General features: G+C 74.8%; 14 protein-coding genes. 13 read left to right on the top strand and 1 reads right to left on the bottom strand.

All coding sequences use genetic code 11. The features are described 5' to 3' along the window. The first annotated feature begins 32 nt into the window (after positions 1-32). The 3 genes from Q0848_RS17650 (at position 33) to Q0848_RS17640 (ending at position 3,108) form a co-directional block, all read left to right on the top strand. Positions 33-950 (top strand): hypothetical protein, encoded by a 918-nt coding sequence (locus tag Q0848_RS17650; RefSeq protein WP_299039928.1) that lies wholly within the window; start codon positions 33-35, stop codon positions 948-950. Between the two features lie 593 nt (positions 951-1,543). Further along, complete coding sequence (locus Q0848_RS17645) at positions 1,544-2,464, top strand: ParA family protein (protein ID WP_299039926.1); 921 nt, start codon at positions 1,544-1,546, stop codon at positions 2,462-2,464. Further along, a complete protein-coding gene (locus Q0848_RS17640; protein ID WP_299039924.1) occupies positions 2,461-3,108 on the top strand; it encodes a hypothetical protein in 648 nt (215 codons plus the stop codon). The genes Q0848_RS17645 and Q0848_RS17640 overlap by 4 nt, the downstream gene beginning before the upstream one ends. 186 nt (positions 3,109-3,294) lie before the next feature. On the opposite strand, the gene Q0848_RS17635 is transcribed toward Q0848_RS17640, so the two are convergent. Then, on the bottom strand, positions 3,295-3,690 hold the full coding sequence (locus tag Q0848_RS17635; protein ID WP_299039922.1) for a helix-turn-helix transcriptional regulator: 396 nt from the start codon (positions 3,688-3,690) through the stop codon (positions 3,295-3,297). A gap of 131 nt (positions 3,691-3,821) precedes the next feature. Between Q0848_RS17635 and Q0848_RS17630 the strand changes: the two genes are divergently transcribed. From Q0848_RS17630 to Q0848_RS17585, 10 genes are all read left to right on the top strand, one after another. Next, on the top strand, positions 3,822-4,700 hold the full coding sequence (locus Q0848_RS17630; RefSeq protein ID WP_299039921.1) for an SAF domain-containing protein: 879 nt from the start codon (positions 3,822-3,824) through the stop codon (positions 4,698-4,700). After that, positions 4,700-5,569, top strand: a complete 870-nt coding sequence (locus Q0848_RS17625; RefSeq protein WP_299039919.1) for a hypothetical protein — start codon at positions 4,700-4,702, stop codon at positions 5,567-5,569. The genes Q0848_RS17630 and Q0848_RS17625 overlap by 1 nt, the downstream gene beginning before the upstream one ends. Continuing rightward, complete coding sequence (locus Q0848_RS17620) at positions 5,566-7,170, top strand: CpaF/VirB11 family protein (protein ID WP_299039917.1); 1,605 nt, start codon at positions 5,566-5,568, stop codon at positions 7,168-7,170. Before Q0848_RS17625 ends, Q0848_RS17620 begins: the two co-directional genes overlap by 4 nt. Next, a complete protein-coding gene (locus Q0848_RS17615) occupies positions 7,170-8,084 on the top strand; it encodes a type II secretion system F family protein (RefSeq protein ID WP_299039915.1) in 915 nt (304 codons plus the stop codon). The genes Q0848_RS17620 and Q0848_RS17615 overlap by 1 nt, the downstream gene beginning before the upstream one ends. Then, the gene (locus Q0848_RS17610) at positions 8,081-8,977 is read left to right on the top strand and encodes a hypothetical protein (protein ID WP_299039913.1); all 897 of its coding nucleotides are present in this window, start codon (positions 8,081-8,083) and stop codon (positions 8,975-8,977) included. Before Q0848_RS17615 ends, Q0848_RS17610 begins: the two co-directional genes overlap by 4 nt. A 124-nt stretch (positions 8,978-9,101) precedes the next feature. Continuing rightward, on the top strand, positions 9,102-9,335 hold the full coding sequence (locus tag Q0848_RS17605) for a hypothetical protein (protein WP_299039911.1): 234 nt from the start codon (positions 9,102-9,104) through the stop codon (positions 9,333-9,335). A gap of 72 nt (positions 9,336-9,407) precedes the next feature. Then, positions 9,408-9,860 (top strand): hypothetical protein, encoded by a 453-nt coding sequence (locus tag Q0848_RS17600; RefSeq protein ID WP_299039909.1) that lies wholly within the window; start codon positions 9,408-9,410, stop codon positions 9,858-9,860. Continuing rightward, positions 9,857-10,327, top strand: coding sequence for a TadE family protein (locus Q0848_RS17595; protein ID WP_299039907.1), 471 nt, complete (start codon positions 9,857-9,859; stop codon positions 10,325-10,327). Before Q0848_RS17600 ends, Q0848_RS17595 begins: the two co-directional genes overlap by 4 nt. Then, positions 10,324-10,776 carry a hypothetical protein gene (locus tag Q0848_RS17590; protein WP_299039905.1) on the top strand — a complete coding sequence of 151 codons (453 nt, stop codon included), beginning with the start codon at positions 10,324-10,326 and terminating at the stop codon, positions 10,774-10,776. The genes Q0848_RS17595 and Q0848_RS17590 overlap by 4 nt, the downstream gene beginning before the upstream one ends. Beyond that, positions 10,773-11,813, top strand: a 1,041-nt coding sequence (locus Q0848_RS17585) for a LysM peptidoglycan-binding domain-containing protein (RefSeq protein WP_299039903.1), incomplete at its 3' end; no start/stop codon positions are given. The genes Q0848_RS17590 and Q0848_RS17585, both read left to right, overlap by 4 nt.

The following is an 11,813-nucleotide window of genomic DNA, read 5'->3' as shown; positions in this document are numbered from 1 at the left end:
CGCCCTCCCGGACGCCCTCCCGGACGCCCGTCATGTTCACGAAGCCTTCTCCCGCGCCCCCCGCCGGCACCGTCGCCGGAGGCGCCAGCACGCGGGGTGCCGCTCGCCCTCCGCGTCGCTGCGGCGGCTTCGTCGGCGCGCTCAACCGCGAGTGGGAGCAGCTGGCCGCCTCCCCTGCGGCCGCCCGTGGCCTGGACGACTGGCGCCGCCAGCACCCGCAGCCGCTCGGCGGCCTGAGCGACCTGGTCGACCTCGAGGAGCACGCCCGCGGGACCCTGCTCGTCGACGCCTCAGCCCGACGTGCCCGACGCGACGAGGTGCTCAACGCGCTGGTGCAGCTCGCCCACACCGGTGACCAGCTCGCCGTCCGCGCCATCACCCAGCTGCTGCTTGGGGACCTGGTGGCCATGGGCCGCCGGCTGCGGCGGACCCACGGCGCCAGCACCGACGACGTCCATGTCGACCTCGTCGGGTGGCTCGTCCTGGTCATCCCGACGTGCCCCACCGACCACCCCGAGGGCACCGCCACGCGACTGACCCTTGACACCCTCAAGCGCCTCACCCGCGACCAGAAGAGCCGACCGCACGAGGTCCCCCTGACCGAGGACCACGAGTCGCTCCCCTCCCCCGGCACCAGCGCCACCGACCTGCCGCTGACCGAGGTGCTCGCCTGGGCGGTGCGCTCGCACGTCGTAACGGTCACCGAGGCCACCTGGCTCGTGCAGCTGGCCGACCAGGGCCCGCACGGCCGGGATCTGCAGGGCCTGGCGCACGACGTCGGGATCTCCTACCTCGCCATGCGCAAGCGCGTCTCCCGGCTCAAGCAGCGGCTCGCCGACCACGTGCGCTCGATCGTCGAGACGCCGGTCGACCACCTGCAGGGCATGTGGGAGCTCGAGCCCAACCCCGCAGCCGCCGGCGCGCCTGCGCCGGCGCTGCGTGCCGCCTGAGTCGCCCGCAGCAACCCCTCGCCCCCGGCAGGCCCACACCAGCCACGGCCCGGCCGGGACCAGGTCGCCACGGAGCCCCGGACGACCCCCGTTCGAGGCGACCCTGGGGACACGTGCGCCCCACGACGCTCACGCGGTCACAGCGCCCACCGACCGGTAGCGCCCGGCGCCGCAGGAGACCGCCCGCTCCCCCCAGTCCCAACCAGACCCGGGCGGCCGGAGGGCCGACACGCTCCGGACGAGCGGGGCCACGCGCCACGCACGAGGGACTAGTCAGCGGCTCGCCAGCGGCTCGCCAGAGGCTCGCTAGAGGCCCGCTGGAGACTCACCGGCGACACGTATTGGAACGGCATGTCCCTGGCGTGGCGCTAGTAAGGCGCCGGTGGGCGGCGCGTGTGTGGCTTGCATGTCGGCTAGTAGACGGCCTGCTAGGCGCTTACTAGCCACTTACTAGGGCCGCGCTAGCGTGCTCGCTGGTTTCTCGTATGCCACCGGCTATCCACACGCCGCGGCGCTGCTAGCCGCACACGAGGGCGTGTTCCCTCTACTGTTGCCACCACTTGATCGACCATCCACCTCTGGGAGCCACCCCCATGGACGAACTCAGGCGCACCATCGCCGTGATGAACCGCAAGGGCGGGGTCGGCAAGACCACCCTCGCCGCCAACGTCGCCGGCCTGCTCGCCGCCGCGGGCCAGCAGGTACTCCTGGTTGACCTGGACCCGCAGGGCAACCTCGCCGAGGACCTCGGCTACACCGGCACCGACGTCGACGACGAGGGCCGAGGACTGCTCACGGCCCTGACCGCCTCCAGCGCGCCCGTGCCGGCTCGCGCCGTCCGTCCCAACCTCGACGTCATCCCCGGCGGCGTCGCGCTCGAGGACACCAGCGCCGTGCTGCGCTCGCGCGTCGCCCGGGACGGCAACGCAGCCGTCCTCGGCCTGGCGCGCGCGCTCGCCAAGGTCGCCGGCTCCTACGACTTCGTGGTGCTGGACTGCCCGCCGGGGGAGGGCGTCATGCAGGACGCCGCGCTGGCCGCCGCCCGCTGGCTGCTGGTGCCCACCCGCAGCGACTCCTCCTCGCGCAAGGGCCTGCGGCAGGTCGCTGATCGGTTCGCGGCCGCCCGCGAGCTCAACCCCGACCTGGAGCTGCTGGGCGTGGTGCTGTTCGCGGTCACCAAGTCCGCCACGAGGATCGACCGCCGCGCCCGCGAGAACCTGGCCGCCGACCTCGGCGGCGCCGCGTCGGTGCTGACGGCCTCGGTCCGCTACGCCGAGGCCGCGGCTGCCGACGCCCGCGAGCGGGGCCAGCTGATGCACGAGCTCGAGGGCGCCCTGGCGGCGCAGAGCCCCTGGTACGTCGGACGTCGGTCCGGGACGGCGGTCGACGAGCCCGCGCTGCCGCGGTCGGCCAGCACCGTGGCCGCCGACCTGCAGCTGGTGGCCGAGGAGATCGTGGAGCTGTTGCTGCAGCGCGAGCAGCAGCAGGGCGAGCGTGGGGGAGCGCAGTCGTGAGCGAGCCGCAGGACCGTCGTGGCGGGCTGCCGGCCACCGACCTCGCGGGCGCCTTCGGCCGCACCAGCGGGCTCGCCTCGCGCCTGGGGCCGGGACGCGGCGCCGGCAGCCAGCAGGCGCCCGCGGAGGCCCCGCCGCAGGACCAGGGCGACGAGCAGGACGCACCTCTGGCGGGTCAGGACCAGCCGCCGGCTACCGGCGACGACGCGCGCCCGGCGGGCGCCGGCACGGACTCCAACCCCGCCGGTGGGCGCGCTGGCCGTGACCGACGTGGCGCGGTGGTGATCTACACCTCGACCGCGCTGCGGCAGCGCATCAACGACCACCTCGAGCGGACCGGTGCCCGCAACGCCGACCTGCTCTTCGACGCCCTCGAGGCGACGGCCGAGGAGCTGCCGCAGCTGTGGGCGGAGTCCTTGCGCAGTCCTCACGCGCAGGGGCGCAGCCTTTTCAGCCGCGACAGCGCGCCGCAGCGCTCGGGCGTCGAGCCCCAGATCAGCTGGTACGTCGCGATGTCGCCGGCCAACCAGGCCGTCCTGGACGACCTCGTGAAGCAGGTCACCGGCGGCAGCTCCCGCAAGCGGTCGGCGCTGGTGGTCCTGGCGCTGTCGACCTACCTGGCTCGGCGGGAGGCGGACGGGTGAGCAGCCCTGCCGCACAGGACCTGGCACGTCAGGCGTGGAGCAGCGGGCCAGCGACCAGGCCCGCTGTCACCCCTATCGCCAGAGGCGTCACCTGTTCGAGGTCTTGGCGGCCCGTCACCCAGTCGGTGCAGCGACCTACTGTGGGTGGTGGGGGAGCGCAACTCGGCACGAATGGGTTGTCGTCGGTCAGTCGACCGCAGGGGGGGCAGCCGTGACGTGGCGCGCAGGCGCCTGGGGCACCTGGCCCGAGGCGAAGGCCTCCAGAGCCTTGACGAGCTGCCGCACGCGGCCGGTGTCGGTGCGCCACCTGACCGTGCGGCCGCGGCGGTGCCCGGGCGCAGGCGTCCCGGTGATCGCCCCGGCCTCCTCGAGCGCGCGCAGGTTCGCCGGCAGCGTCTGCCGCGTCGGCAGGTCGAGCTCGGCGACCAGCTCGGCGGTGCTCAGCGCCTCCTGCGCCAGCGCGTGCAGCATCGCCACCCGCAGCGGAGAGGCGAACGCGCGACTGGCGGCGCGGACGTCGGCAGGGACGTCGACGTCAGGCTCGACAACCACGGGCACCGGCGCAGCATCGCAGGACGTCATCCGCAAATTGTATGTCTAAGACAGACCATTGGGGTACGGTGGCGCCTGCCGACCACTGCGAACCCACCCAGAACGGGACCTGGTCCCGCCACCTGCTGCCACCTCGAGGCAGCCGACGAGCAGAGGACCGCATGGCCACCAGGACCACACCCGCAGCCCCCACCACCAAGACCACCCCGGGCACGCCGACCACCTCGCCGGCCGCGCCCGTGGGCAGCCCCGCCCGGGCCCGCCGGCGGCCGGCCCTCATCGGCATCGGCGTCGCCCTCACCGCGGCCGGGGCGCTGGGCGCCTCCTACCTGGTGACCTCGACCTCCGAAACTGTGCCGGTCGTCGTCGTCACCTCCGCCGTCGTCGCCGGCGACCAGCTCACCGTCGACGACCTCGGCACCGCCTCGATCTCGCTCGACCCCACCGTGCAGACCGTCCCCGGTGACCAGATCACCGATCTCGTCGGCCAGTACGCCACGGTCGAACTGCTGCCGGGCTCCCTGCTGACCAGCGCCGCGGTGGCCCCCGAGCCCACGACCCCCGCGCAGGCGTCCACCGTCGGCGTCGTCCTGACCCCCGCGCAGATGCCCAGCGAGCCGCTGGCGCCCGGCCGGCAGGTCCTGCTGGTGGAGACGCCCGCGGCGGGGGAGACCCTCGAGGGCGCGCCGCTGTCGACGCAGGCGCAGGTCCTGTCGACCAGCACCGTGATCGACACCAACCAGACCGTCGTCAACGTCGCCCTCGAGGCCGGCCCCGCCGCGCCGCTGGCGGCCCGGGCAGCCGCCGGCCGGCTGGCCCTGGTGCTGCTGCCCGCGGACACCGCCCCCGGCCAGGGCGCCGCCGAGGACGTCGCGGCCGACCAACCGGCGACTGCCGACGACGAGACCGCCACCGACGAGGGCGCCGCCGAGGAGACCGAGCAGGGGAGCACCGCCCCCGCGGCGGAGGCCCAGACCCCCACCGCTCCCGAGGCGGCCCTCGAGGCAGCTGCGCCCGCGACCCCGCAGGGCCAGGGCTGATGGCGATCGTCGCGCTGGCGTCCGCCAAGGGCGCCCCGGGTGTCAGCACCACCGCGGTGGCGCTGACGATGCTGTGGCACCGACCGGCCGTGCTGGTGGAGGCCGACGTCTCGGGCACCAGCGCCGTCATGGCCGGCTACCTGCGCGCCTCGCTCCCGCACGACCGCGGGCTGGTGCAGCTCGGGCTCGCCCGCCGCTCCGCACCGCTGACCGTGCAGGACCTGTGGGACAACACCCTCACGCTGGGCCCCGACCGGCACCTGGTGCCGGGTCTGTCCGACCCCGCCCAGGGGCTGGGCCTGTCCGACCTCGGCCACGCCGAGGCGCTGCCCGGCATCTGGGCCGAGCTGACCACCGTGCTGCTGGGCCTCGAGCGCGCCGGCGTCGACGCGATCGTCGACGTCGGCCGGCTCGGCGCCGCCTACGGGCCCGTCCCGCTGCTGCGGGCCGCTGACGCGGTGGTGCTGCTGACCGGGACCCGGCTGCCGGACCTGACCGCGCTGGACGCCCGGCACGGGCGCCTGGTGGACGACCTGCAGACCAACGGCGCGGGCTCGGACGCGCTGGCGGTCCTGCCGGTGGGGGAGGGCCGGGGCGAGCACCCCGCCGGCGAGAGTCCCTACACCGTGCGGGAGATCACGCGAGGAGTCACCGGCGCGCACGTTCTGCAGCCGCTGCCGTGGGCGCCCCTGGAGGCCGGCGTCTACGGCCACGGCTTTGCAGCCCGGCGCCGTCACCAGCAGTCGGGCTACGTGCGCGCCATCAACACCCTGGGCGCCTCGCTGCAGGACCTGGCCCGCCGCCGGCAGGAGCGCCTGCGACCCGACGCCGGCCAAGCCCCCACCATCCCCGTGCAGGAGACCCCGTGAGCACCCAGCGCCCCACCGCCCCTCCCGGCGGGCACGACGGACCGGCCGAGCGGGACATCAGGTCCCTGCCGCTGCTGTCCGGCGCCGGCCGAGGACGCACCACCTCGACAGTGCGCCCCGGCGCCCTCGACGGTGCGGCTCCGACCCAGGTGCCGCCGACCCCTCGCACGCCCCCGGTCGCCCACCGCGACCGCACGCCGGCCACGCAGGTCCCGTCGGCGCCGCTGCCCACCACGACCCCGACCGCGGGCGTCGACTGGGACCACGTGCGCCGGATCCGCGAGCTGACCTCCGAGCGGCTCTCCTCGCAGATCAGCGCTCGCGGCGGGTCCGTCCCGGAGGACACCCGCCGCGAGCTCGGCCGGTCCCTCATCCGCGACCTGCTGCGCGAGCACGCGGAGGCACAGGCCTCCGAGGGCGGTCTCGTCCCGTCGCCCGAGCAGGACCTGGCCACCGCCAAGGCCGTCTTCGACGGCGTGTTCGGGCTCGGACGGCTGCAGCCGCTTGTCGACGACGTCACCATCGAGGACGTCGAGATCGTCGGCCACGACCACGTGCTGACGCTGCACGCCGACGGCCGCCGCGTGAAGCACCCGCCGATCGCCGACAACGACGAGGCGCTGACCGCGGACGTGCAGTTCCTGGCCAGCCAGTACGACAACCCCGGCTTCACGCCCGCGCAGCCCTGGCTGGAGCAGGCGCTGCCCGGGCGGGTGCGCGTCCAGGGGTTCGTCAACGTCTCCCAGGTGCCGGTCCTGAAGCTGCGCATCGACCGGCTGAAGAACATCACCCTCGAGCAGCTCGTCGAGGCCGGGATGCTCGAGCTCACCCTCGCCAACTTCCTCGGCGCCGCGATCGTGGCGCGCAAGAGCGTCGTCATCTGCGGGGACATGGGCGCGGGCAAGACGACGCTCCTGCGCGCCCTGGCCGCCAAGATCCCCGCGGAGGAGTCGCTCATCACCCTGGAGTCGCAGTACGAGCTCTACCTCGACCAGCTGCCGGGGCGCGAGCGCAGGCCGGTGACCCTGGCCGAGCGGCCCGGTAGCGGCGAGGTCGGCCCGAACGGACGCTCGGCCGGTCAGATCACCCTCGACGACCTGTTCCCCAAGACGCTGCGCTCGAACTCCGAGCGGCTGGTCGTCGGCGAGCTGCGCGAGGACGAGCTGCTGGCGCTGATCAAGGGCGCCCAGGCTGGCGCCGGCGTGATGACGACCCTGCACGCCCGCAGCGCCGCGGACGCCGTCGAGCGGCTGGCGACCCTGCTGATGCTCAAGGGCATCGGCCACCTGCCCGCCTACCGCATGGTCAACGGCAACATCGACCTCGTCGTGCACATCGGCACCCGCCGCGACCGGACCACCGGTCGGCGCCACCGCTTCGTGCGCGAGGTCATCGAGCCGTCCTACGGCGACGTCACGGTCCTGCAGGGCGCGCCGACGGCCCTGTTCGTGCCCGGTCCGGACGGCCGCGCGGTCCCTGAGGACGCGCCGAGCTTCGTCGAGGACCTCGAGGACGTCGGCTGGGACCCGACCGCCTTCGAGCGACGCCTGTCGACGTGGCCCGAGCTTCCCGCCGGCCTGCGCCGCGCCAGGGAGCTGTGATGCGTGAGCTGCTGACCGTCGTGGGGGTCCTGGTCGCCGTCGGCGGGCTCGTCGTGCTCGCCCGCGAGCTCCTGCCCCGCGCCGAGCGACCCAGCGCCCCCACCCGGCGCCGCCGGTCCACCTTCACGCTGCCGCGGCCGCTGGCCGCCGTCCTGGGCACGCACCTGCCGACACGGGCCCGGCGCACCCACCAGCGACTCCTGGTCGCCGGCCTGGCCGCCGGCGTCCTCGGGTGGCTGTTCAGCGGGTGGGTGCTGGCCGTGGTGGTTCTGCCGGCGGCCGTGGTGGGCCTGCCTACGCTCCTGCGCCCGCCGGCAGGCGCCACCGACGTCGACAAGCTCGACGCGCTGGAGTCGTGGACCCGCACCCTGGTCGGCGTCCTGGCCACCGGAGGCAGCCTGGAAGCCACCTTGCGCGCGAGCCTGCGGTCGGTTCCCGCCGCGATCAAGCCGCAGGTGCAGCTGCTGGTGTCCCGGATGAACGCCGGCTGGCGGCTGCGCCCGGCGCTGCTGGCCTTCGCCGACGACCTCGACGACGCCACCGGCGACCTCGTCGTCGCGAGCCTGCAGCTGAACAGCCAGCGCCGAGGAGGCGGGCTGTCCGAAGCGCTGAAGGACCTCGCAGAGACCACCGCCGAGGAGGTCAACCTGCGCCGCAAGATCGAGGCCGGGCTCCAGACACCCCGCCAGACGACCCGCTTCATGACGATCGGGACGCTGACGGTCTTCGTCCTCGCGTTCCTGTTCTGGCCGGCGTTCACCGAGACCTACTCCAGCGGGCTCGGCCAGCTGGTGCTGGCCGTCCTGCTGACGGTCTACATCGGCGCGCTCGTGTGGGTGCGCTCCCTGGCGGTCGGCAAGCCCGCACCGCGGTTTCTGCCCGCCCCCGGCGCACGCCAGCGGACCTCCGCGTGAGCGCCGCCCAGCTCGCGCTGCTGGCCGGTGCCGTGGCCGCGTTCGGCCTCTTCCTCCTCGTGCGCGAGGTCGCCGTCCCCCGTCAGGCCGACCTCACCGACGCGATGAGCCGGCTACGCCCGACCGGAGCCGGCACCACGACCGGGGCCGACCTCTCCGGTGGAGGCATCCAGTCCCGACTGGGAGGCCTGCTGCACCGCCGGATCGGCACCGGCCCTACCTGGCTGCAGGTACCCGTGCGTGACCTCGCGCTGCTGCAGGTGCCGCTGCACGCCTTCTACGGGCAGAAGATCCTGCTCGGCATCTTCGGGCTGGTGACACCAGCCCTTCTCGGCATCGCCACCACCGTCATCTCCGGGTCGGCGGCCTTCGCCCTGCCGGCCGTCTTCGGGGTGTTCCTGGCCGTCGCACTGTTCATGGCTCCCGACATCCTCGCCCGGCAGCAGGCCGCCGCCAGCCGCGAGGACTTCTCCCGGGCCGTCGGCGCCTACCTCGAGCTCGTGGCCCTCGAGCGCGTCGGCGGTAACTCCGTCACCGGGTCGATGACCGCGGCCGCCCAGGTCGCCCAAGCCGCACCGTTCCGCCGCATCCGCGAAGAGCTGCTGCGCGCCCGCCTCGCCGGCCAGACCCCGTGGAAGGGCCTGGCGAGCCTCAGCGAGGAGCTCGGCGTCCCCGAGCTGGCCGACGTCGCCGACATCATGCGGCTCGCCGGTGAGGACAGCGCTGCGGTCTACGACTCCTTGCGCGCCCGCGCCCGCTCGCTGCGCCTGGCGATGCTCACCGCCGAGCACGGCCGCGCTGGGGCGGCCACCGCCCGCACCGTCATCCCCAACACCGTCCTGCTGTTCCCTTACATCGTGATGCTGCTGCTGCCCGCGCTGCTGAGCGTCTGAGGAGGCCCCTGCGATGTCCGCTGTCACAACAGGGCGCCCCCGAGGGCCTACCCCCTACGAGTGGCCCTGCGCACACCGACCGCACCGACCGGCAACACCAGGCCCCATCACCAAGGAGAACCCCATGGCCCTGACCATGCGCATGACCGCCGCGGTGACCACCGCGCTGACCGCCTTCGTCCTGCTGACCGGCACCCGGGCCCGCAGCGTCCGCGAGCGTCTGCACCGCGGTGGCCGCGACGCCGGCATCCAAGGCATCGAGATGATCATCATCCTCGGCGGAGTCCTGATCGTCGCCGCCCTCGTCGCCGCGTTCCTCTTCGCGCGCTACGGCGAGGAGATCGGCCGGCTGACCTGAGCCGACCGCACTGCGGGACCACCTGCAGCGACAGCGAACCCCACCCACGAGCCAGACCCGGAGGATGCCGTCGTGCGTACCGACCAGCCGCACCATCACCACCACGGCGGCCTTCTCCAGGCTCTGCGTCGCGGTCGCCACGTTCTGCGCGGCGACCGCGGCAGCGCCTCCATCGACGCGCTGCCGATCATCGTCCTGGTCCTGGCGATCGTGCTGGCCACCGCCCAGGTGACCTTCTGGTGGCAGGCCCGGCTGGTTGCCTCCAACGCCGCCAGCGAGGGACTGCAGGCCGCCCGCGTCGAGGGCGCCACCAGCGACGCCGGACGCGCCGCCGCCACCGACTTCATGTCCCGGACCGGCCTGGACCAGCGACTGCGGGGCATCACCGTCGACGTCCAGCGCAGCGCAGCGACCGCGTCGGTCACCGTCAGCGGCAGCACCCCGCAGCTGCTGCCGCTGCTGCCGACGCTGCCCGTGGCCAGCACCGCCACCGGCCCCGTCGAGCGCTTCGTCGGTGCGTCGTGAGCCACGCCCAGCGCCGCGTGCGCGCCCGCCTGCGCCTGGTCACCAGCACCCGCGACCGAGGCGCCAACAGCCTCCAGGCGCTGATCCTGACGCCGCTGCTGCTGGTCATGGTCGGCGCCGTCTTCATCATCGGCCGCGCCGTGCTCGCCGAGGCCGCCGTCGAGCAGGCCGCCTCCTCCGCCGCCCGCACCGCCTCGCTGGCGCGCACGGCGCCCCAGGCCCGCGCCGCCGCCGGCGACGAGGCCCGGGCCCGCCTCACCCAGCAGGACCTCGACTGCGCCGCCGTGGACGTCGACGTCGACACCAGCGGGTACGCCGTCCCCATCGGCACGCCCGCCACCGTCACCGTGACCGTCACCTGCACGGTTGCCCTGTCCGACCTGTCGGTCCCCGGTGTCCCCGGCACTACCACCCGCCAGGCCGAGGCCACCAGCCCGCTGGACACCTACCGGGAGCGAGGCCGATGACCACTACCCGCGCAGCCCGCTGGCTCCGCGCCCGCCTGGACGCCGACCGCCAGCGCGGCGCATCCGCCGCGATGCTGGTGCTCATCGTCGGAGCGGCCCTGCTCGCCGGCCTCGGCTTCCTGGCCGACACCTCCGACCGCATCAGCACTATCAAGCGGGTCGACTCCGCCGCCCAGGAGGCTGCCCGCGCCGCCGCCCAGGCCATGGATGCCGGCGACCTCGTCGTCGGCAGCCGCGCCCAGCTCGACACCGCCACCGGCGCCCGGGCAGCACGGGCCTACCTGCAGGCCGCCGGCGTCAGCGGCCAGGCGACCGGTACCGGCGCCAGCGTCCGGGTCACCACCAGCACCACCTGGTGCCCCGTGATGCTCGCCCGCGTCGCCTGCACCGAGCTGACCGCCACCGCCACCGCACGCACCGCCCGAGGCATCACCGAGGAGCGCCCATGACCACCCACCGCGCCACCGCGGTCGTCAAGGCGCTCGCCGCGGCGGTCCTGCTCATCGCCCTGCTCGTCGGCGTGCCCTACGTGCTGCTCGTCGCCGCCGGCAACCCGCTGCCGGACCCGCTGCCCACCCTCGACGACCTCACCCGGCCCGACCCGACCGGGCGCCTGTTCCTGTCCGCCGTCGCGCTGCTCGGCTGGGCCGGGTGGGCCAGCTTCGCCGTCGCCGTCGTCGCCGAGATCCCCGCGCAGATCCGCCGTATGCCCGCGCCCCGGCTGCCCGGCCTGGCCCCCCAGCAGCGAGCAGCCGGCGTGCTGCTGGCCGTCATCGCCGCTGGCGTCGTCGTGCCCAGCGCCTCCGCGACCACCGCTGCCGCCACCACCGGGCCGACCAGCGCGCCGACCGCGGCCGTGCAGGTCCTCACCGAGCAGTCGCCCGCCACCGCCGAGCAGGCCCCGGCCACCGCCCAGGACGCCGTCGCCGGCGACGACGGCCGCGTCGGCATGGCCACGGCCGCGCAGCCCACCCCCGAGACGCCGACCGTGCAGGTCGCCCCCGGCGACAACCTCTGGGACCTCGCGGCCGAGCACCTCGGCACGGGGGAGCGGTGGCGCGAGATCGCCACCCTCAACTACGACGTCGTCCAGACCGACGGCACGTCACTGGGCACCGACCACACGCTGCGCCCGGGATGGACCCTCACGCTGCCCGCACCCCCCGCGGCCGCCGTCGACGACCAGAGCACCGAGACCCGCGTCGTCGAGCCGGGCGACACCCTGTGGGACATCGCCGAGCAGGACCTGGGGGACGGACAGCGCTACGACGAGATCGCCGCAGCGACCACCTCCACCGTGCAGCCCGACGGGCAGCAGCTGACCGACCCGGACCTCATCCAGCCCGGGTGGCAGGTCACCGTGCCCAGCGCCGACACCCCGCAGGAGCCCACCCAGGCCGCCGCCGAGCAGGCCGCCGCCCAGGAGGCCGCCGCCCAGGAGGCCGCCGCCCAGGAGGCCGCCGCCCAGGAGGCCGCCGCCCAGGAG

Origin of the sequence: uncultured Pseudokineococcus sp. (genome assembly GCF_947495735.1) — a bacterium.
Classification (GTDB): Bacteria; Actinomycetota; Actinomycetes; order Actinomycetales; family Quadrisphaeraceae; genus Pseudokineococcus.
The sequence above is the reverse complement of the archived record's forward strand: the minus strand, read 5'-3'. Positions and strand labels throughout refer to the sequence as shown.

Bases quoted from the DNA above. Each gene is read 5' to 3' on its own strand.
- Q0848_RS17650 (WP_299039928.1), top strand. From the start codon at position 33: ATGTTCACGAAGCCTTCTCCCGCGCCCCCCGCCGGCACCGTCGCCGGA.
- Q0848_RS17645 (WP_299039926.1), top strand. From the start codon at position 1,544: ATGGACGAACTCAGGCGCACCATCGCCGTGATGAACCGCAAGGGCGGG.
- Q0848_RS17635 (WP_299039922.1), bottom strand. From the start codon at position 3,690: ATGACGTCCTGCGATGCTGCGCCGGTGCCCGTGGTTGTCGAGCCTGAC.
- Q0848_RS17630 (WP_299039921.1), top strand. From the start codon at position 3,822: ATGGCCACCAGGACCACACCCGCAGCCCCCACCACCAAGACCACCCCG.
- Q0848_RS17625 (WP_299039919.1), top strand. From the start codon at position 4,700: ATGGCGATCGTCGCGCTGGCGTCCGCCAAGGGCGCCCCGGGTGTCAGC.
- Q0848_RS17615 (WP_299039915.1), top strand. From the start codon at position 7,170: ATGCGTGAGCTGCTGACCGTCGTGGGGGTCCTGGTCGCCGTCGGCGGG.
- Q0848_RS17605 (WP_299039911.1), top strand. From the start codon at position 9,102: ATGGCCCTGACCATGCGCATGACCGCCGCGGTGACCACCGCGCTGACC.
- Q0848_RS17590 (WP_299039905.1), top strand. From the start codon at position 10,324: ATGACCACTACCCGCGCAGCCCGCTGGCTCCGCGCCCGCCTGGACGCC.